Annotated in this window: 19 protein-coding genes and 1 riboswitch; of the genes, 12 read left to right on the forward strand and 7 right to left on the reverse strand. The window is 54.5% G+C overall.

Annotated features, from left to right (window positions below; genetic code table 11):
* Window positions 1-35 precede the first annotated feature (35 nt).
* A complete protein-coding gene (gene bioA / locus OGX92_RS14420) occupies window positions 36-1,325 on the reverse strand; it encodes an adenosylmethionine--8-amino-7-oxononanoate transaminase (RefSeq protein WP_003831511.1) in 1,290 nt (429 codons plus the stop codon).
* A 76-nt stretch (window positions 1,326-1,401) separates the two neighbouring features.
* On the opposite strand from bioA, the gene bioB reads away from it, so the two are divergent.
* Genes bioB through bioD form a run of 4 tightly spaced genes read left to right on the forward strand, consistent with a single transcriptional unit; the run spans window position 1,402 to window position 5,026 of the window.
* A complete protein-coding gene (gene bioB / locus OGX92_RS14425) occupies window positions 1,402-2,442 on the forward strand; it encodes a biotin synthase BioB (protein WP_008784180.1) in 1,041 nt (346 codons plus the stop codon).
* Complete coding sequence (gene bioF / locus OGX92_RS14430; protein ID WP_063940667.1) at window positions 2,439-3,596, forward strand: 8-amino-7-oxononanoate synthase; 1,158 nt, start codon at window positions 2,439-2,441, stop codon at window positions 3,594-3,596. Before bioB ends, bioF begins: the two co-directional genes overlap by 4 nt.
* Window positions 3,580-4,335: a malonyl-ACP O-methyltransferase BioC gene (bioC, locus tag OGX92_RS14435; RefSeq protein ID WP_149281378.1), complete on the forward strand. Its 756-nt coding sequence runs from the start codon at window positions 3,580-3,582 to the stop codon at window positions 4,333-4,335. Before bioF ends, bioC begins: the two co-directional genes overlap by 17 nt.
* Window positions 4,328-5,026: a dethiobiotin synthase gene (gene bioD / locus OGX92_RS14440; protein ID WP_063940666.1), complete on the forward strand. Its 699-nt coding sequence runs from the start codon at window positions 4,328-4,330 to the stop codon at window positions 5,024-5,026. Before bioC ends, bioD begins: the two co-directional genes overlap by 8 nt.
* Here bioD and OGX92_RS14445 read toward each other — a convergent pair.
* Window positions 4,992-5,714 (reverse strand): ABC transporter ATP-binding protein, encoded by a 723-nt coding sequence (locus tag OGX92_RS14445; protein ID WP_003831522.1) that lies wholly within the window; start codon window positions 5,712-5,714, stop codon window positions 4,992-4,994. The genes bioD and OGX92_RS14445 overlap by 35 nt on opposite strands.
* A gap of 759 nt (window positions 5,715-6,473) precedes the next feature.
* On the opposite strand from OGX92_RS14445, the gene uvrB reads away from it, so the two are divergent.
* Complete coding sequence (gene uvrB, locus OGX92_RS14450; protein WP_008784186.1) at window positions 6,474-8,495, forward strand: excinuclease ABC subunit UvrB; 2,022 nt, start codon at window positions 6,474-6,476, stop codon at window positions 8,493-8,495.
* Between the two features lie 178 nt (window positions 8,496-8,673).
* Here uvrB and yvcK read toward each other — a convergent pair whose 3' ends face one another.
* Window positions 8,674-9,582, reverse strand: coding sequence for a uridine diphosphate-N-acetylglucosamine-binding protein YvcK (yvcK, locus tag OGX92_RS14455; protein ID WP_003831525.1), 909 nt, complete (start codon window positions 9,580-9,582; stop codon window positions 8,674-8,676).
* A 329-nt stretch (window positions 9,583-9,911) separates the two neighbouring features.
* A riboswitch (molybdenum cofactor riboswitch) is annotated at window positions 9,912-10,057 on the forward strand.
* Between yvcK and moaA the strand changes: the two genes are divergently transcribed.
* From moaA to OGX92_RS14485, 6 genes are all read left to right on the forward strand, one after another.
* Complete coding sequence (moaA, locus tag OGX92_RS14460; RefSeq protein ID WP_032934386.1) at window positions 10,045-11,034, forward strand: GTP 3',8-cyclase MoaA; 990 nt, start codon at window positions 10,045-10,047, stop codon at window positions 11,032-11,034. It overlaps the preceding riboswitch by 13 nt.
* Before the next feature lie 19 nt (window positions 11,035-11,053).
* Window positions 11,054-11,566 carry a molybdenum cofactor biosynthesis protein B gene (gene moaB, locus OGX92_RS14465; protein ID WP_003035187.1) on the forward strand — a complete coding sequence of 171 codons (513 nt, stop codon included), beginning with the start codon at window positions 11,054-11,056 and terminating at the stop codon, window positions 11,564-11,566.
* A gap of 2 nt (window positions 11,567-11,568) precedes the next feature.
* Window positions 11,569-12,054 (forward strand): cyclic pyranopterin monophosphate synthase MoaC, encoded by a 486-nt coding sequence (gene moaC / locus OGX92_RS14470; protein WP_003831529.1) that lies wholly within the window; start codon window positions 11,569-11,571, stop codon window positions 12,052-12,054.
* Window positions 12,047-12,292 (forward strand): molybdopterin synthase sulfur carrier subunit, encoded by a 246-nt coding sequence (gene moaD / locus OGX92_RS14475; RefSeq protein WP_267385244.1) that lies wholly within the window; start codon window positions 12,047-12,049, stop codon window positions 12,290-12,292. Before moaC ends, moaD begins: the two co-directional genes overlap by 8 nt.
* A gap of 1 nt (window position 12,293) precedes the next feature.
* A complete protein-coding gene (moaE, locus tag OGX92_RS14480) occupies window positions 12,294-12,746 on the forward strand; it encodes a molybdopterin synthase catalytic subunit MoaE (protein WP_003831533.1) in 453 nt (150 codons plus the stop codon).
* A gap of 41 nt (window positions 12,747-12,787) precedes the next feature.
* A complete protein-coding gene (locus OGX92_RS14485; RefSeq protein WP_003831536.1) occupies window positions 12,788-13,492 on the forward strand; it encodes a Bax inhibitor-1/YccA family protein in 705 nt (234 codons plus the stop codon).
* Between the two features lie 86 nt (window positions 13,493-13,578).
* Here the strand turns inward: OGX92_RS14485 and OGX92_RS14490 are convergent, their stop codons facing one another.
* Genes OGX92_RS14490 through OGX92_RS14500 form a run of 3 tightly spaced genes read right to left on the reverse strand, consistent with a single transcriptional unit; the run spans window position 13,579 to window position 16,540 of the window.
* On the reverse strand, window positions 13,579-14,541 hold the full coding sequence (locus tag OGX92_RS14490; RefSeq protein ID WP_126318755.1) for a lysylphosphatidylglycerol synthase domain-containing protein: 963 nt from the start codon (window positions 14,539-14,541) through the stop codon (window positions 13,579-13,581).
* Window positions 14,541-15,782, reverse strand: a complete 1,242-nt coding sequence (clsB, locus tag OGX92_RS14495) for a cardiolipin synthase ClsB (RefSeq protein WP_003831540.1) — start codon at window positions 15,780-15,782, stop codon at window positions 14,541-14,543. The genes OGX92_RS14490 and clsB overlap by 1 nt, the downstream gene beginning before the upstream one ends.
* The gene (locus OGX92_RS14500; RefSeq protein ID WP_126318751.1) at window positions 15,779-16,540 is read right to left on the reverse strand and encodes an endonuclease/exonuclease/phosphatase family protein; all 762 of its coding nucleotides are present in this window, start codon (window positions 16,538-16,540) and stop codon (window positions 15,779-15,781) included. The genes clsB and OGX92_RS14500 overlap by 4 nt, the downstream gene beginning before the upstream one ends.
* A 131-nt stretch (window positions 16,541-16,671) precedes the next feature.
* On the opposite strand from OGX92_RS14500, the gene OGX92_RS14505 reads away from it, so the two are divergent.
* Window positions 16,672-17,082: a YbhQ family protein gene (locus OGX92_RS14505; protein WP_003831542.1), complete on the forward strand. Its 411-nt coding sequence runs from the start codon at window positions 16,672-16,674 to the stop codon at window positions 17,080-17,082.
* Here the strand turns inward: OGX92_RS14505 and OGX92_RS14510 are convergent.
* A complete protein-coding gene (locus OGX92_RS14510; RefSeq protein WP_003831543.1) occupies window positions 17,044-18,150 on the reverse strand; it encodes an ABC transporter permease in 1,107 nt (368 codons plus the stop codon). The genes OGX92_RS14505 and OGX92_RS14510 overlap by 39 nt on opposite strands.
* Between the last annotated feature and the right edge of the window lie 95 nt (window positions 18,151-18,245).

An 18,245-nucleotide genomic window follows, 5' to 3' on the forward strand; every position in this document is an offset into this window, starting at 1 on the left:
AAAGTGTAGCCAGAAACCGTAGAGCTTACCGCTGATTAATCGCTAAAAAATGTTGCATTGCGCACAGCCTCGTTCACGGCCTGCGTCAGGCGACGTAACTGATCGGGCTGGATAATGTACGGCGGCATCAGGTAGATGAGCTTGCCAAACGGTCTTATCCACACGCCCTGTTCGACAAAGAACTTCTGTAACGCTGCCATATTCACCGGATGCGTGGTTTCGATTACGCCAATGGCGCCGAGCACGCGTACGTCCGCGACCCAACTGGAGTCCGCCGCCGGGGCGAGTTCTGCCCGCAGTTGCGCTTCAATGGCCGCTACCTGCGCGCGCCACTCGCCGGTTTCGATTAACGACAGGCTGGCGGAGGCGACGGCGCAGGCCAACGGATTGCCCATAAAGGTTGGGCCGTGCATGAAGCATCCGGCTTCACCATTGCTGATGGTTTCTGCGACCTGACGTGTGGTCAGGGTTGCAGAAAGGGTCATCGTACCGCCGGTTAACGCTTTGCCCAGGCACAAAATGTCCGGGGTTATGTCGGCGTGTTCGCAGGCAAACAGCTTGCCTGTACGACCAAATCCGGTGGCGATTTCATCGGCAATCAGCAGGATCCCTTCACGGTCGCACATCTTACGGATGCGTTTTAACCATTCGGGATGATACATGCGCATACCGCCAGCGCCCTGTACGATTGGCTCTAGGATCACTGCCGCAATTTCGTGGCGATGCGCGGCCATCAGACGGGCAAAAGGCACCATATCCAGTTCGTCCCACTCGCCGTCCATGCGGCTTTGTGGGGCTGGGGCAAACAGGTTCTCCGGCAGGTACCCCTTCCACAGACTGTGCATTGAGTTGTCAGGATCGCAGACCGACATCGCGCCGAAGGTATCACCGTGATAACCGTTACGAAATGTCAGGAAACGCTGGCGGGATTCGCCTTTAGCCTGCCAGTATTGCAGCGCCATTTTCATTGCGACTTCTACGGCGACCGACCCTGAATCCGCGAGAAAAACGCACTCCAGCGCCTCTGGGGTCATCGCCACCAACTGGCGGCACAACGCAATGGCCGGGGCATGGGTAATGCCGCCAAACATCACATGCGACATGGTATCAATCTGCGTTTTCATCGCGGCGTTCAGTTGCGGGTGATTGTAACCGTGGATTGCCGCCCACCAGGATGACATGCCGTCAATCAGCTTCTCACCGCTGGCTAAGATCAGTTCGCAACCTTCGGCACGCGCCACCGGATAAACCGGCAACGGGGAGGTCATGGAGGTGTATGGGTGCCAGATATGGCGTTGGTCAAACGCAAGATCGTCCGTTGTCATAATCGACTTGTAAACCAAATTAAAAAGATTTAGGTTTACGAGTCTACACCAAACTAACAACGAAACGTATACCAATATGGCTCATTCTTCTCGCTGGACAATGTCGCAAGTCACCGAATTATTTGAAAAACCGCTGTTGGATCTGCTGTTTGAAGCGCAGCAGGTTCATCGTCAGCATTTCGATCCGCAGCAGGTACAGGTTAGTACGCTGCTGTCGATTAAGACCGGTGCTTGCCCGGAAGATTGCAAATACTGCCCGCAGAGCTCCCGCTATAAAACCGGTCTGGAAACAGAACGGTTGATGGAGGTTGAACAGGTACTGGACTCGGCACGTAAGGCGAAGCAGGCCGGCTCAACGCGGTTTTGCATGGGCGCGGCGTGGAAAAACCCGCATGAGCGCGATATGCCTTACCTCGAGCAGATGGTGCAGGGCGTGAAAGAACTGGGGCTGGAAGCCTGTATGACGCTGGGCACGCTGGACGAATCTCAGGCCCAGCGCCTGGCCAATGCGGGTCTGGACTACTACAACCACAACCTCGACACCTCGCCGGAATTTTACGGCAATATCATCACCACCCGCTCGTACCAGGAGCGCCTGGACACGCTGGATAAAGTGCGCGAGGCGGGCATTAAAGTTTGCTCCGGCGGGATTGTTGGGCTGGGCGAAACGGTGACCGACCGCGCGGGTCTGCTGCTGCAATTAGCGAATCTGCCGACGCCGCCGGAAAGCGTGCCGATCAACATGCTGGTGAAAGTGAAGGGCACGCCGCTTGCCGATAACGACGACGTAGATGCTTTTGATTTTATTCGTACTATCGCCGTGGCGCGTATCATGATGCCGACCTCATACGTGCGTCTTTCTGCCGGGCGCGAGCAGATGAACGAACAAACCCAGGCGATGTGCTTTATGGCCGGGGCCAACTCGATTTTCTACGGCTGCAAACTGCTGACCACCCCGAACCCGAACGAAGATAAAGATTTGCTGTTATTTCGCAAGCTGGGTCTTAACCCGCAGCAAACTGCGGTACTGGCGGGCGATAACGAACAGCAACAACGTCTGGAGCAGGCGCTGCGTACCCCGGATACCGACGATTACTACAACGCGGCAACCGTATGACCTGGCAGCAAAAAATTGACGATGCGCTAACAGCGCGTCGTCGTGCTGATGCCCTGCGTCAGCGCTATGCAGTGACGCAGGGTGCCGGGCGCTGGCTGCAGGCCGATGGTCGCCAGTATCTGAATTTCTCCAGCAACGACTACCTCGGCTTAAGCCACCATCCGCAGATTATCTGCGCGTGGCAGCAGGGCGCTGAGCGTTTTGGCGTCGGCAGCGGCGGCTCGGGCCATGTCAGCGGTTATTCCGTTGCTCATCAGGCGCTGGAAGAAGAGCTGGCGCAGTGGCTCGGCTATTCCCGGGCGCTGTTGTTCATCTCTGGTTTTGCCGCCAATCAGGCGGTCATTGCCGCACTGATGGGAAAAGATGACAAGATTGTTGCCGACAGGCTCAGCCATGCCTCGCTGCTGGAGGCTGCCAGTCTTAGCCCTGCCGTGTTACGTCGCTTTACCCATAACGACTCGCAACATCTGGATCGTCTGCTGACAGCCCCCTGTCCGGGGCAGCAGCTGGTGGTCACCGAAGGCGTGTTCAGCATGGATGGCGACAGCGCGCCGCTGGCAGAAATCCACGTGGTGGCGAAACGGCAGGGCGCGTGGCTGCTGGTGGATGATGCGCATGGGATTGGCGTAAGCGGTGAGGAAGGACGTGGTTCGTGCTCTCGACAGCAGGTGAAACCTGAGCTGTTGGTGGTGACATTTGGCAAAGGGTTCGGCGTCAGCGGTGCGGCGATCCTGTGTTCTGATAGCGTGGCCGATTATCTGCTGCAGTTTGCCCGTCATCTGATCTACAGCACCAGCATGCCCCCAGCCCAGGCTCAGGCCTTGCGCGCCGCGCTGGCGGTGATCCGCAGCAGCGAAGGCGATGAGCGCAGAGAAAAGCTGGCGATGCTGATCCAGCGTTTTCGCGCAGGGCTGAATACCACGGATTTGACGCTGGCGCATTCAGACAGCGCTATTCAACCGCTGATCGTTGGCGACAATCATAAAGCCTTGCAACTGGCACAGACGTTACGGCAACAGGGATGCTGGGTGACGGCGATTCGTCCACCGACGGTGCCGGTTGGGACGGCCAGGCTGCGGATTACGCTGACCCAGGCGCATGAAGTCCAGGATATCGACAGCCTACTGGAGGTGCTGCATGGTGCAGGTCAATAAGCAGGCGATTGCCGCTGCGTTTGGTCGCGCGGCCACGCACTATGAGCAACATGCGGAGCTTCAGCGTCAGAGCGCCGATGCGTTACTGGCACAACTCGATGGCCGGGCGTTCTCACGGGTTTTGGACGCGGGCTGTGGGCCTGGGCGTATGAGTCGTTACTGGCGGGAGCAGGGGAGCGAGGTCTGTGCGCTGGATCTGTCGGCACAAATGCTGACCGAAGCGCAGCGTCACGATGTTGCCCATCACTATCTGCTGGCGGATATCGAAGCCATTCCGCAGGCCGCTGCCACTTTCGACCTGGCCTGGAGCAATCTGGCCGTGCAGTGGTGCAACGACCTGCGCGGCGCGTTACGCGAGCTATATCGGGTGGTGCGTCCTGGCGGGACGGTGGCGTTTAGTACCCTGGCGCAAGGGTCGATGCCTGAACTTCGTCAGGCGTGGCGAGCAGTTGATGATCGGGAGCACGCCAACCGTTTTTTGCCGGTGGAGCAACTGGAAAACGCGCTGTGCGGCTGGGACGTTGAATACCAGTCTCATGCCGTCACGCTGTGGTTTGACGATGCGCTGAGCGCCATGCGCTCGCTGAAGGGTATTGGCGCGACGCATTTGCACGACGGACGCGAACAGCGTGTGCTGACCCGTTCGCAACTGCGTCAGCTACAACTCGCCTGGCCCTGTCAGCAGGGGAAATATCCGCTGACCTATCATCTTTTTTTGGGAGTGATTCAACGTGACTAACACGTATTTTGTCACCGGGACGGACACCGAAGTAGGTAAAACTATCGCCAGCTGTGCGTTGCTTCAGGCGGCGGGACAGCTGGGGTTGCGAACGGTCGGCTATAAGCCGGTGGCGTCAGGCAGTGAAATGACGGCTGAAGGTCTGCGAAACAGCGATGCGCTGGCTCTACAGCGCAACAGCGTTGTGGCAGTGGATTATGCGGCCATCAATCCGTATACCTTCGCCGAACCTACCTCACCGCATATCATCAGTGCTGACGAAGGGCGTCCCATTCAGGCCTCAGTGATGTCTGCGGGTTTACGCTTGCTTGAAGAACAGGCTGACTGGGTATTGGTGGAAGGCGCAGGCGGATGGTTTACGCCACTTTCGCCAACGCTGAGTTTTTCTGACTGGGTAAAAGCGGAACAACTGCCGGTGATTCTGGTGGTTGGCGTTAAGCTCGGCTGTATCAATCATGCCATTTTGACCGCCCAAGCGGTGCAGCAGGCCGGGCTGACGCTCGCCGGATGGGTTGCCAATGATGTGCAGCCACCCGGTAAGCGTCATGCTGAATATATGGCGACACTAAAGCGTGCGCTTGCGGCTCCGCTACTGGGGGAAATTCCCTGGCTGGCAGAAGAGCCGGAACGAGCAGCGACAGGTCGTTATATCGATCTTAGCGTTTTGTCTCTGGCATCCACCAGTCGTTGATTAGCGGGTCGCTGAATTGTGTTATTTGCCCTTGAGCCACGTTGCGTCCACGATGTAACAAGCAATAGCAGTCAGCGACCCGACGAATAAACGGCAGGCTCTGCTCCGCGAGCATAATGGCGATGCCAAGCTCCTGGCTTAGCCTCACTATCAGATTCCCCAGTTTGTGGATATACGCCTGGCCACTTCCTCGCGTCGGCTCATCGAGAATCAGCAGGCGCGGGCGAGTGACTAACGCACTGGCGAGTGCAAGCTGGTGCTGATTTTCCTCCGACAATGCCACCCCTTTGGCCTGACGCAGTACAAACAGCTGTGGAAACAGGCGGTAAATATCGCTGCTGTTCATCGTTTCGCTTTTCTCAACCGCTTGGCGCGCAATGTGCAGATTTTCCTCTACCGTCAGCTGCGAAAAAATTCGCCGTTCCTGTGATACACAGTTAATACCCAGCGCAATGCGCTTTGCCGCCGGAATCTGAAGCAGATCGCAAGGTGGTGCGCCAGCCTGATGCCAGAACATGGTTCCGCTCTCAATCGGTAAATTGCCTGTGATGCAATTGGCCAGCGTGGTTTTTCCCATCCCTGGAAGACCCAGCACGGCGGTACATTTACCGGGCAACAGGTCGAGATCGACATCCCAAAGCGAGTGTTGATTACCGTAATAGTGATTCACTGCACGAAGACTCAACATAGATTTCTCCCTCATGATGATATCCGCCTCGCGGGCTGATGGTCGGGAGAAAACTGCAAATCTCTTGCCAGAAGCGGAATGAGGGGAAAATACAGCAGGGTAGCGGGTTGCGGTATCTGGCTTGTTGTGGATGAGCGCCGCAGTGTGCACATTGTCAGTGCCTGGTGGCGTTGTGATGGTGCAGGCAGGAAAATGATGAAAATGCGAGCAAGATCTCGGCCATTCCAGGTCGCTTCGTTAGCTGATAAATATCAAAAAATAGCGATAATTTTTTTTTATCCCACCAGAAAAGACCATCAGGACGTTTTTGCCAGGCTACAGTCCATACGGGCTGGAGGCAGTTATCCACTATTCCTGTGGATAACCTTGTGTATTAGAGTTAGAAAACACAAGGTAAGCGAGAGAAGACGCGGCCTGCGACTAAATTGATGCGAAAGACGGCTTGAGATAATAGTCATTAAATTACAGTGTGTTAGATAAATGCAATGGCTGTCGCAGAAGTGTCATGTGTTGCCACAAAACTTTCATCGGGTAGCTTGACAAATGTTAAAAAAGTCATTGGTTTGGGGATAACACATTTTTGCTGGTGTTTTATCTTGCCTGCGGACAAATTTTAGCCTGTAGTCACGGCCATTTTGCTGGGGTAACAGAAATATTCTGGCGCGTTACTGTTTTTCCATCCAGTATATTTTACTGGCAAAATATACGGCTGCGAGTAAAATTACACACCTGCCCGCCCATTGCTTCAGGTAGCTGCTCATGAGTAAACCGTTCAAACTAAATTCCGCTTTTAAACCCTCTGGCGATCAGCCTGAGGCGATTCGTCGCCTGGAAGAAGGTCTGGAGGATGGACTGGCGCATCAGACGCTGCTGGGGGTGACGGGGTCGGGGAAAACATTCACCATCGCGAACGTGATTGCGGACTTACAGCGACCTACCATGGTGCTGGCCCCCAATAAGACGCTTGCCGCACAGTTGTACGGTGAGATGAAAGAGTTTTTCCCGGATAACGCGGTGGAATATTTCGTCTCCTACTACGACTATTATCAGCCGGAAGCCTACGTGCCAAGTTCTGACACCTTCATCGAGAAGGATGCCTCGGTTAACGAACACATTGAGCAGATGCGACTGTCAGCGACCAAAGCGTTGCTTGAGCGACGGGATGTCGTTGTCGTGGCGTCGGTTTCCGCGATTTATGGTCTGGGTGACCCGGATCTGTACCTGAAAATGATGCTGCACCTGACGGTGGGGATGATTATCGACCAGCGCGCGATCCTGCGTCGTCTGGCGGAGCTGCAATATACCCGCAACGATCAGGCATTCCAGCGCGGGACCTTCCGCGTGCGCGGTGAAGTGATCGACATATTCCCGGCAGAATCTGACGACATTGCGTTGCGCGTGGAACTGTTTGATGAAGAGGTCGAACGTTTGTCGCTGTTTGACCCGCTTACCGGGCAGGTCGAATCCACTATTTCGCGCTTTACCATCTACCCTAAAACGCACTACGTGACGCCGCGCGAACGTATTGTACAGGCGATGGAAGAAATTAAAGTTGAGCTGGCAGAGCGGCGTAAGGTCCTGTTGGCAAATAACAAACTGCTGGAAGAACAGCGCTTAAGTCAGCGTACCCAGTTCGATCTGGAAATGATGAACGAGCTGGGTTACTGCTCGGGGATTGAAAACTATTCCCGCTATCTGTCCGGGCGTGGTCCGGGCGAGCCGCCGCCGACGTTGTTTGATTACCTGCCTGCCGATGGCCTGCTGGTTGTGGATGAATCCCACGTGACTATCCCGCAAATTGGCGGCATGTATCGCGGTGACCGGGCGCGTAAAGAAACCCTGGTCGAATACGGATTCCGTCTGCCGTCGGCGCTGGATAACCGTCCGCTTAAATTTGAAGAGTTTGAAGCGCTGGCCCCGCAAACCATCTACGTTTCGGCGACGCCGGGCAACTATGAGCTGGAGAAATCCGGTGATGATGTGGTCGATCAGGTGGTACGACCGACCGGGCTGCTGGATCCGGTTATTGAGGTGCGTCCGGTGGCGACGCAGGTTGACGACCTGCTGTCTGAAATTCGCACCCGTGCGGCGATTAACGAACGTGTGCTGGTCACCACGCTCACCAAACGGATGGCGGAAGACCTCACAGAATACCTCGAAGAACACGGCGAGCGGGTGCGTTATCTGCACTCTGACATCGATACCGTGGAACGTATGGAAATCATTCGTGACCTGCGTCTGGGCGAGTTTGACGTGCTGGTGGGTATCAACCTGTTACGTGAAGGCCTGGACATGCCTGAGGTCTCCCTGGTGGCGATTCTGGACGCAGACAAAGAAGGGTTCCTGCGTTCTGAACGTTCGCTTATCCAGACCATCGGTCGTGCGGCGCGTAATATCAACGGTAAGGCGATTCTTTACGGTGATAAAATTACCGCCTCAATGGCCAAAGCGATTGGTGAAACCGAACGTCGTCGTGAGAAACAGCAGCTCTACAACGAAGAGCACGGTATTACGCCGCAGGGTCTGAACAAGAAAGTGGTCGATATTCTGGCGTTGGGTCAGAATATTGCGAAGACCAAAGCGAAAGGCAAAGGGAAGTCACGCGCAGGCGCGAAGTCTGAGGTTGTCGAACTGGATATGACGCCAAAAGCGCTGCAGCAGAAGATTCACGAGCTGGAAGGGCAGATGATGCAGCACGCACAGAATCTCGAGTTTGAAGAGGCCGCGACAATCCGCGACCAGTTGCATCAGCTGCGCGAGTTGTTTATTGCGGCATCGTAAGGCGGTGTCGGATGCGGGGTAAACCCTTATCCGACCTACGGGGTAGATAGCGTACGTAGGCCGGATGGCGGAGCAGAGCGTTTTGTAGGCCTGATCAGCGCAGCGCATCAGGCATTGTTTGATGCCGGAGCAAATCGTTTTGTAGGCCTGATAAGCAAAGCGCATCAGGCAAATCCGTTCAGCCCAGCGCCTGCACTGCTTTCTCCAGCGCACTATGCAATAGCTGGCGGTCATGGCGGTAGGGAATATCGCTGGCTTCCAGCACTTCCTGGATCACAACGCGGTCGGTAACAGCGGAAGCATCCACTTTCGGCCCCACAACCACCGCATCAATCACTTTCTTCCCGACGTACTGTTCAATAATGGCCAGCTTATCGCTAAGCGTCAGGCTGGCTGCTGGCAGGCTTAATTCGCGCCCAAGATTGCCTATGTAGACCATCGGAGCCGGTGTGCGACGTAATGCCTGTGACATTTCATCGAGTAACAGAATCGGCATCAGGCTGGTGTAAAAACTGCCAGGGCCTATCAAAATCAAATCCGCTTCAGCGATAGCCTCAACGGCCTCACGCGTAGTCGGGACTTTTGGCGACAGCATCAGTTCCTGAGGCGGGACGGTGAGCTGATCGATATTCACTTCGCCATAAACTTCATGTCCCTGGTCATCAATGGCCATCAGATCCACCGGCAGCTCCGACATCGGAATTAAATGTGCGTCAACTTTCAGCAGGCTACGAATTAAATTGATAGCTTCCAGAGGCCGCACGCTGAGGTGATCGAGCGCCTTTAACATCAGATTTCCGAGGTTATGTCCGGAAAGTTCACCATTACCGCCAAAACGATACTCAAACATGGCGGATGCAACGCTGGGTTGGGTAATTAACTGGTTCAGACAGTTACGCATGTCTCCCCAGGCTATCCCTCCTTCAGAGCGACGAATACGACCTGTCGACCCGCCGTTATCCGTGGTGGTGACGATACCCGTCAGGCGGGAACCTAATGGGGAAAGAGAGGAGAGAACGCGTCCTAATCCATGCCCTCCGCCGAGAGCGACAACGCGGTCCAGATCTGCCAGCGTGCGAGTGCGCATATATTTTCCTGATATCAATTGATCGGCGCTACAGTAACGTAAATAGCGTGTTTTCGGCAATTATCCAGTCGGCATCTGCCGTAATTTTTTTCTGCGATCTACTCCTTTCTGACGACACCCACCTGATAGCAAGATGATGTATATCAATGCAAAACTGTAGTTTTTGCTTATTCTGTAGCGAAATTGCACGATCATGTCGTTATGTATGTATTTATACAGCGAAAGTGTACATGGCAAAAGCGTCATTTACACGCTAGTATCGGCATAACCACAAAGTACTTTTAATAATTTGAGTTGCCGAAAGCCAACGCATCTGCAACTCGAAGTATGATGAGTATAAACACTCTAGCCTCTGCACCTGGGTCAAATGATACGGTGCTTTGGCCGTGACAAGACTTGAAAAAGTTTGTCACCAGGGCGCAGGAAGAAATGACTACGTCTCCCGTATTTGGAAAGGTGTACATGGGCTCTCAACTTACCGATGCTTTCGCACGTAAGTTTTACTACTTACGTTTGTCGATTACCGATGTGTGTAACTTTCGTTGCACCTACTGCCTGCCGGATGGCTATAAGCCCGGCGGGGTCACCAATAACGGCTTTTTGACCGTTGATGAAATTCGCCGCGTCACGCGTGCGTTCGCCAGTCTGGGAACGGAAAAAGTGCGTCTGACGGGGGGCGAACCTTCACTGCGTCGCGACTTCACTGACATCATCGCCGCCGTGCGCGAAAACGACGCCATCCGCCAGATTGCGGTAACCACCAATGGTTATCGTCTGGCGCGCGATGCCGCCGCCTGGCGCGATGCCGGACTGACCGCGCTCAACGTCAGCGTCGACAGCCTCGATGCCCGTCAGTTTCACGCCATTACCGGACAGGACAAGTTTCAGCAGGTGATGGCAGGCATTGATGCCGCCTTTGATGCCGGTTTTGAAAAAGTGAAAGTCAACACCGTGCTGATGCGCGACGTAAACCATCATCAACTGGACACCTTCCTGGCGTGGATCCAACCTCGACCAATCCAACTGCGTTTTATTGAACTGATGGAAACGGGCGAGGGCAGCTCTCTCTTCCGTAAACACCATATTTCCGGACAGGTACTGCGCGATGAGCTGCTGCGTCGCGGCTGGATCCACCAGATCCGACAGCGTAGCGACGGCCCGGCTCAGGTATTCTGTCATCCTGATTATGTTGGCGAAATTGGTCTGATCATGCCTTATGAGAAAGACTTCTGCGCCACCTGTAATCGTCTGCGCGTTTCCTCTGTCGGCAAGCTTCATCTGTGTTTATTTGGTGAAGGTGGCGTAAGCCTGCGTGATTTGCTGGAAGACGATGCTCAGCAACCGGCGCTGGAAGAACGTATTTCAGCCGCGCTGCTGGAGAAAAAGCAGACCCATTTCCTGCATCAGAACAATACCGGTATTACGCAAAACTTATCTTACATTGGCGGCTGATCGCTAAAAGGAGTTTTTCATGAGTCAGGTAAGCGCTGAATTTATCCCGACACGCATTGCTATTCTTACTGTTTCCAACCGTCGCGGCGAAGAAGATGACACCTCCGGCCATTATCTGCGTGACTCGGCGCAAGAAGCGGGTCATCAGATTGTCGATAAGGCGATTGTCAAAGAGAACCGCTACGCCATCCGCGCCCAGGTTTCTGCCTGGATTGCCAGTGACGATGTACAGGTGGTGCTCATTACCGGTGGCACTGGCTTAACCGAAGGGGACCAGGCGCCGGAAGCGCTGCAACCGCTGTTCGACAGAGAAGTTGAAGGGTTTGGCGAAGTCTTCCGTATGCTGTCGTTTGAAGAGATTGGCACCGCGACGCTGCAATCCCGGGCGATTGCCGGGGTGGCCAATAAAACGCTGATTTTTGCCATGCCGGGTTCGACGAAAGCGTGTCGTACCGCATGGGAAAATATCATTGCGCCGCAGCTTGATGCCCGTACGCGTCCGTGTAATTTCCACCCACATTTGAAGAAATAAGTATGTCGCAACTGACTCATATTAACGCCGCTGGCGAAGCGCATATGGTGGATGTATCCGCCAAAGCGGAAACCGTACGCGAGGCGCGTGCAGAAGCATTCGTAACCATGCATAGCGAAACGCTGGCGATGATCATCGACGGCAGCCACCATAAAGGTGACGTTTTCGCCACGGCGCGTATTGCCGGTATTCAGGCTGCCAAACGCACCTGGGATCTTATCCCACTGTGTCACCCGCTGATGTTGAGCAAGGTCGAAGTCAATTTGCACGCCGAGCCGGAGCACAATCGCGTACGTATTGAAACGCTGTGTCGCCTGACCGGTAAAACCGGCGTTGAAATGGAAGCGTTAACGGCAGCCTCCGTGGCGGCATTGACCATCTACGATATGTGCAAAGCGGTACAAAAGGATATGGTGATTGGTCCGGTGCGTCTGCTGGCAAAAAGCGGCGGCAAATCGGGTGATTTTAAGGTGGATGCGCATGATTAAGGTTCTTTTCTTTGCTCAGGTACGGGAACTGGTGAACACCGATGCGTTAGAAGTTGCCGTCGAGTTTGCAACGGTAGAAGCGCTGCGCAAGCATCTGGCGGCGCAAAGCGATCGCTGGGCGCTGGCGCTGGAAGACGGCAAGCTGCTGGCGGCGGTGAATCAGACGCTGGTCAGTTTTGACCATCCTCTTAACGCGGGTGATGAAGTCGCTTTCTTCCCGCCGGTAACCGGAGGCTAAAATGGCTCAAACGCGAATTGTTGTTGGCCATGCGCCGTTCAGCGTCGGGGATGAGTATCCCTGGCTGGCAGAGCGCGATGAAGACGGCGCGGTCGTCACTTTCACCGGTAAAGTGCGCAATCACAATCTCGGTGACAGCGTGCAGGCGTTAACGCTGGAACACTATCCGGGAATGACCGAAAAAGCGCTGGCGGAGATTGTCGACGAAGCGCGTTCGCGCTGGCCACTGGGTCGGGTGACGGTGATTCATCGCATTGGCGAACTGTGGCCGGGTGACGAAATCGTGTTTGTTGGCGTGACCAGTGCGCATCGCAGCAGCGCATTTGATGCCGGGCAGTTCATTATGGATTACCTGAAAACCCGCGCGCCGTTCTGGAAACGCGAGGCTACGCCGGAAGGTGAGCGCTGGGTTGATGCCCGCGACAGCGATAAGCTAGCAGCAAAACGCTGGTAGAGTACAATTGTTGTAGGCTCATACTGATTCAGGAGATTGTCATGGACCGATTCCCACGATCCGATTCTATTGTACAGGCCCGTTCCGGTCTGCAAACGTATATGGCGCAGGTGTACGGCTGGATGACCTGCGGACTGTTGCTGACGGCGTTTATCGCCTGGTATGCGGCAAATACGCCCGCGGTGATGATGTTTGTCTTCTCCAGCAAAATCACCTTCTTTGGCCTGATCATCGCTCAACTTGCGCTGGTGTTTGTCCTGTCCGGCATGGTGCAAAGGCTGAGCGCGGGTATGGCGACCACGCTGTTTATGCTCTATTCGGCATTAACCGGGTTGACGCTATCAAGCATTTTTATCGTCTATACCTACTCGTCTATCGCCAGCACCTTCGTGGTTACTGGTGGGATGTTCGGGATCATGAGCTTGTATGGCTACACCACCAAGCGCGATCTGAGCGGCTTCGGCAATATGCTGTTTATGGCGCTGATCGGTATTGTGCTGGCCTCACTGGTTAACTTCTGGCTGAAGAGCGAAGCGCTGATGTGGGCGGTGACCTATATCGGGGTGATTGTGTTTGTCGGTCTAACCGCCTATGACACACAGAAGCTGAAAAATATCGGTGAACAGATCGACCTGCGCGACAGCTCCAATCTGCGTAAATACGCAATTCTTGGAGCCTTAACGCTGTATCTGGACTTCATCAACCTGTTCCTGATGCTGCTGCGTATTTTCGGCAATCGTCGTTAATTGTCTGTTGCCGGATGCGGCTTAACGCCTTATCCGGCCTACTTTTGATACCAGGCGGTAGGCCGCATCCGGCACTATATGCACCATCATTTCGCCATCGCCTTCTCGTTCTTTGCCCGTAGCTTTTTCGCCCGACTCTCCAACAGCAAATAACACATCAGCGCCAGCAGTAGCGGAATAAAATAGTACAGCACGCGATACGCGAGCAGGGCAGCAATGATCGTGCCTTGAGACGTATTCTCTCCTGCCAGCAGCGCCATAAACACCGCCTCCAGCACGCCGATCCCCGCCGGAATATGCACAATCACCCCGGCAATACTGCTTACCAGCAGCACGCCCAGCACGAAGAAATAGTTGATGTTCTGGCCCAGCAACAACCAGATAATCGCCCCCATTACCATCCAGTTAGCCCCGGATATCGCCATTTGCGCGAGGGCAAATTTCCACGAGGGTAGCACCAGCTTTTGGCCCTTGATGGTGATGTGACGATGTTTAGCGAAAGCGCAAAACCACAGATAAACAACAATAATCATCAGCAGCGCTATGCCTAAAATGCGCAATGTGCCTTCATCGATATACCAGTGTGCGGGCAGTTCAACGACGCCGAAGGTAAATATAAAACCGCCCAGCAGAATATAGCCCAGCCAGTTTGTGGTTATGCTCAGCGAAAAAATCCGCGTTATTGTGCCCCCCGGCAATCCGAGGCGCGAGTAAAGGCGATAACGCATCCCAATACCGCCCACCCAGGTGCTTAACGTCAGGTTGAACGCGTAACAGATAAACGACACCAGCATGACCTGGCGTTTTGCCAGTTTGTGACCGCAGTAGTAGCGGCCGAGCAGATCATAACAGCCGTAAAGTAAATAACTGACGATCACCAACCCTACAGCGCTGAGCAGGGCGATCCGGTTGTAATCGCGAATTACCGTCCACACTTCCTGCCAGTTGACTTTGCTGGCATAAACAACCAGCAGCACGATCACCGCAATAAAAAATAACCATGTGAGGATCTTTTTCGCTAACCGCCAGCGTCGGTGATTTTTTGCCATCAGGTTTTCCCTCCTGCATCCTCGGTTTGTATACGGTCCTGAGTTTCCAGAGCGGGCTGCGCGGGCGGCTCTATCTCGGCCAGATGCGGGGTATGCGCCGGAAGCCAGCCGACCAGCGCCGGGAAGTGGCGTAAAAAGTGGAAGGCCAACACGCTTTTAGTCAGGTTCCACCAGGTGCGTTTTGGCAGCATGGATTCATCAACCCGCTTGCAGTCCTGCGCAATAATAGGGTTCAGGTTGTCGCGCAGGGTCTGGTTAAACGTGCGGTCATGAATAATCAGATTCGCTTCCAGATTCAGCGACAGGCTCAGCGGATCAAGATTGCTGGATCCCACCGTCGCCCAGTGATCGTCCATCAGCGCCACTTTGCCATGCAGAGGTTTACGGCGGTATTCATAGACATGGACGCCACCCTTAACCAGATAGTTGTACAGCAGGCGGGCACCCACTTTCACAATCGGCATATCCGGTTCACCTTGCACGATGAGTTTTACCCGAACGCCGCGTCGCGCTGCTTTACGCAGGGCATGCAGCAGACGATAACCGGGAAAGAAATAGGCATTGGCAATGATCACTTCCCGCCGGGCCTGGGTCAGCATTTTCAGATAGTGGCGTTCAATATCATCGCGATGCTCTTCGTTATCGCGCCAGACAAACAGCGCCTGCGCTTCGCCAGGGCGATGATTGTCGATTGCCCGGTGATGACGTCGCCACCAGCGTCGTACGGCGCTCTGTCCGGGCAAGTTTTCCAGCACGAATCTTAGGATGTCGGCTACGACTGGACCTTCAACGCGCACGGCGTAATCCTGTTTGGCCTCCGGGCCGTAATCAGACATATGTTCAGCGGAGTAATTGATGCCGCCGACAAAGGCAACACGGTCATCAATGACCACTATTTTTCGATGCATACGGCGAAAGAGATTGGTGCGCATACCGAACAGGCGCGGGCGCGGATCGTAGTAGCGGAAAACAATGCCGGCTACGGTCAGCTCTTCAACAAAACTGTCGCTCAGATCCGGCGAACCGTAGCCATCCAGCAGCACCTCTGCTTTGATGCCTCGCCGGGCGGCTTCGAGCAACGCGGCATGCAGCCGTTTTCCGACCGCATCTTCAAACCAGATAAAGGTCTCAAGGATAATTTTTTGCTCTGCCTGCTCAATGGCGTCAAAGACGGCGGGGTAGAATTGATCGCCATTTTCCAGCAGTTGAATTTGATTGCCTTCACGCCAGCCATATTTCATAAATGAATCTCCGCACTCAGGGGGGCATGATCTGACAAATGTCGCCAGTGACGCAGCGCCAGCGTCGTTGGGGTACTGGCATTCGCGTTTTTCACATAGATCCTGTCCAGGCGCAGCAGGGGAAACTGCACCGGAAAGGTTCGCGCCGGGCGGCCGTGGGCGCGGGTAAAAATCTCGTCAAGGCCAGCTTTGGCTTTCAACGGACGATTGGCCGTTTGCCGCCAGTCATTAAAATCTCCGGCAATCACTACGGGCTCCGCGTTGGGTAGGGCGTTAACCCAGTCTGCCAGCATAGAGAGCTGGGTCTGGCGGTGAGCTTCACGCAGGCCGAGATGTACACACATCACATGGATGGGGTGGGAGAGCATTGGCGGTACGATTCGGCAGTAAAGGACTCCGCGCTTTTCACTCGCGCCGACTGACACATCACGATTTTCATAATGCTCAATGGGATACCGCGACAGCACCGCATTACCATGATGTCCCTGCGGGTACACGGCGTTACGCCCGTAGGCGAAGTCGCTCCACATGGTGTCCGCCAGAAATTCGTAATGGCTGGTATCCGGCCAGTTATCAATGTGCAGCGAATGCGCTTCGTGTGCGCCCATGACTTCCTGCAGACATACAATGTCTGCACCAACCGTTCTGACGGCCTCCCGTAGCTCAGGCAAAATAAAACGCCGGTTGAAGGCGGTGAACCCTTTGTGAGTATTAATGGTGAGCACATTGAATGAAAATTGAACTCCCGATCCGCTCATGAGCCTCCCGATGGCGTCACTTCCTAAATAAAATAGTGTAGTCGTCGTCACAAAAAGATGCGGTGTTGCGGAATTTTCCGTAAAGTCCGGTACTCTGAACAATTAGTCGAAAATCCTTCAGGAGAATAGCCATGAGGTGGCAACAACGTGTTCGTGTCGCAACGGGTCTAAGTTGCTGGCAGATAGTGTTGCATTTACTGGTAGTGGCGTTGCTGGTAATGGGCTGGATGAGCGGCAGACTGGTGCATGTCGGCCTGGGATTGTGCGTCGTGTACGGCGTTACGGTTTTATTGATGCTGGCATTGCAACGTCACCACGAACAGCGCTGGCGCGACGTGGCTGATGTGCTGGAAGAGTTGACCACGACGTGGTATTTCGGTGCCGCAATGATCGTGCTGTGGCTGCTGTCGCGTGTGCTGCAAAACAACGTCTTGCTGGCACTGGCGGGGCTGGTAATCCTTGCCGGACCCGCCGTGGTCTCGCTGCTGGCGAAAGACAAAAAGCTACATCACCTTGCGTCTAAACATCGCATACGCCGCTGATCCGGTCGTGGCCGCTATCACCAACAGCGGCCACAAGCTTCCCCAGACAATCTTCAAACTCGCATCTTTCAGGTAAATTTGTTTCGTGATGTCCGTAAAATGGCGGATCGGGTTTATCCACGTCAGATTCTGCAACCAGACCGGCATGTTTTCGACCGGTGAGACGTAGCCCGAGAGTAAAATCGCCGGCATCATAAACACAAACACGCCGATAAACGCCTGCTGCTGGGTGGCGCACAGTGACGAAATCAGCAGACCAAAGCCAACCAGCGACAGCCCGTAAATCACCATTGTGAAATAGAACAGCCCCAATGAACCGGCAAACGGAATGTGATAAGCCCAGATACCGATCGCCAGCACAATGGTGGCCTGAAAAGTAGCCACAATTAGCGCGGGCACCGCTTTACCGATAAAAATCTGCCAGGTGGTCAGCGGGGAAACCAGCAGTTGATCCAGCGTGCCTTGCTCGCGCTCGCGGGCAACCGAGAGCGAGGTGACGATCATTACGCCGATGGTGGTGATCATGGCGATCAGCGACGGAACCACAAACCATTTGTAATCCAGATTCGGGTTGTACCAGTTACGCACTACCAGCTCACTGTTGTTCGGTTTCGGCTTGCCGTCCATCAGCTCCTGCTGATACTCCTTAACGATTTGCTGCAGGTAATTCGCGGCAATTTGCGCGCTGTTGGAGTTTCGCCCGTCTAGGATAATCTGCATGGGTGCCTGCTGGAAGGTATCCAGATTACGCGAAAAATTGGCCGGGAAACGCACCAACAGCAGGGCTTTTTGCGTGTCGATGGTGGGCTGGATCTCCTGCGGGCTTTTCAGCAGCAGAACATGCGTAAAAGCGCTGGCGCGGGCGAAGCGCTGGGTAAGCTCAACCGAATGTTTACCGTTGTCTTCGTTATAGATAGCGATAGTGGCGTTGGTGACTTCCAGCGTTGCCGCGAACGGGAACAGGATAACCTGAATCAGCACCGGTAAAATCAGAATGGCTCGCGTCTGCGGTTCGCGTAATAGCGATTGCAGCTCTTTGCGAATTAATGTCCATAAGCGATGAAACATGCCCGTCCTCTCAGTCCAGTTTGTAGGCCTGATAAGCAAAGCGCATCAGGCATAATGCCGGATGGCGACGTGAACGCCTTATCCGGCCTACGGCT

It is taken from the genome of Citrobacter sp. Cpo089 (genome assembly GCF_030332695.1).
GTDB classification, from domain to species: Bacteria; Pseudomonadota; Gammaproteobacteria; order Enterobacterales; family Enterobacteriaceae; genus Citrobacter; species Citrobacter portucalensis.

Bases quoted from the DNA above. Each gene is read 5' to 3' on its own strand.
- OGX92_RS14510 (WP_003831543.1), bottom strand. From the start codon at position 18,150: ATGTTTCATCGCTTATGGACATTAATTCGCAAAGAGCTGCAATCGCTA.
- bioA (WP_003831511.1), bottom strand. From the start codon at position 1,325: ATGACAACGGACGATCTTGCGTTTGACCAACGCCATATCTGGCACCCA.
- moaD (WP_267385244.1), top strand. From the start codon at position 12,047: ATGATTAAGGTTCTTTTCTTTGCTCAGGTACGGGAACTGGTGAACACC.
- moaB (WP_003035187.1), top strand. From the start codon at position 11,054: ATGAGTCAGGTAAGCGCTGAATTTATCCCGACACGCATTGCTATTCTT.
- moaA (WP_032934386.1), top strand. From the start codon at position 10,045: ATGGGCTCTCAACTTACCGATGCTTTCGCACGTAAGTTTTACTACTTA.
- bioF (WP_063940667.1), top strand. From the start codon at position 2,439: ATGACCTGGCAGCAAAAAATTGACGATGCGCTAACAGCGCGTCGTCGT.
- moaC (WP_003831529.1), top strand. From the start codon at position 11,569: ATGTCGCAACTGACTCATATTAACGCCGCTGGCGAAGCGCATATGGTG.
- bioC (WP_149281378.1), top strand. From the start codon at position 3,580: ATGGTGCAGGTCAATAAGCAGGCGATTGCCGCTGCGTTTGGTCGCGCG.
- bioB (WP_008784180.1), top strand. From the start codon at position 1,402: ATGGCTCATTCTTCTCGCTGGACAATGTCGCAAGTCACCGAATTATTT.
- OGX92_RS14500 (WP_126318751.1), bottom strand. From the start codon at position 16,540: ATGAGCGGATCGGGAGTTCAATTTTCATTCAATGTGCTCACCATTAAT.
- clsB (WP_003831540.1), bottom strand. From the start codon at position 15,782: ATGAAATATGGCTGGCGTGAAGGCAATCAAATTCAACTGCTGGAAAAT.
- moaE (WP_003831533.1), top strand. From the start codon at position 12,294: ATGGCTCAAACGCGAATTGTTGTTGGCCATGCGCCGTTCAGCGTCGGG.
- uvrB (WP_008784186.1), top strand. From the start codon at position 6,474: ATGAGTAAACCGTTCAAACTAAATTCCGCTTTTAAACCCTCTGGCGAT.
- OGX92_RS14485 (WP_003831536.1), top strand. From the start codon at position 12,788: ATGGACCGATTCCCACGATCCGATTCTATTGTACAGGCCCGTTCCGGT.
- yvcK (WP_003831525.1), bottom strand. From the start codon at position 9,582: ATGCGCACTCGCACGCTGGCAGATCTGGACCGCGTTGTCGCTCTCGGC.
- OGX92_RS14490 (WP_126318755.1), bottom strand. From the start codon at position 14,541: ATGGCAAAAAATCACCGACGCTGGCGGTTAGCGAAAAAGATCCTCACA.
- OGX92_RS14505 (WP_003831542.1), top strand. From the start codon at position 16,672: ATGAGGTGGCAACAACGTGTTCGTGTCGCAACGGGTCTAAGTTGCTGG.
- OGX92_RS14445 (WP_003831522.1), bottom strand. From the start codon at position 5,714: ATGTTGAGTCTTCGTGCAGTGAATCACTATTACGGTAATCAACACTCG.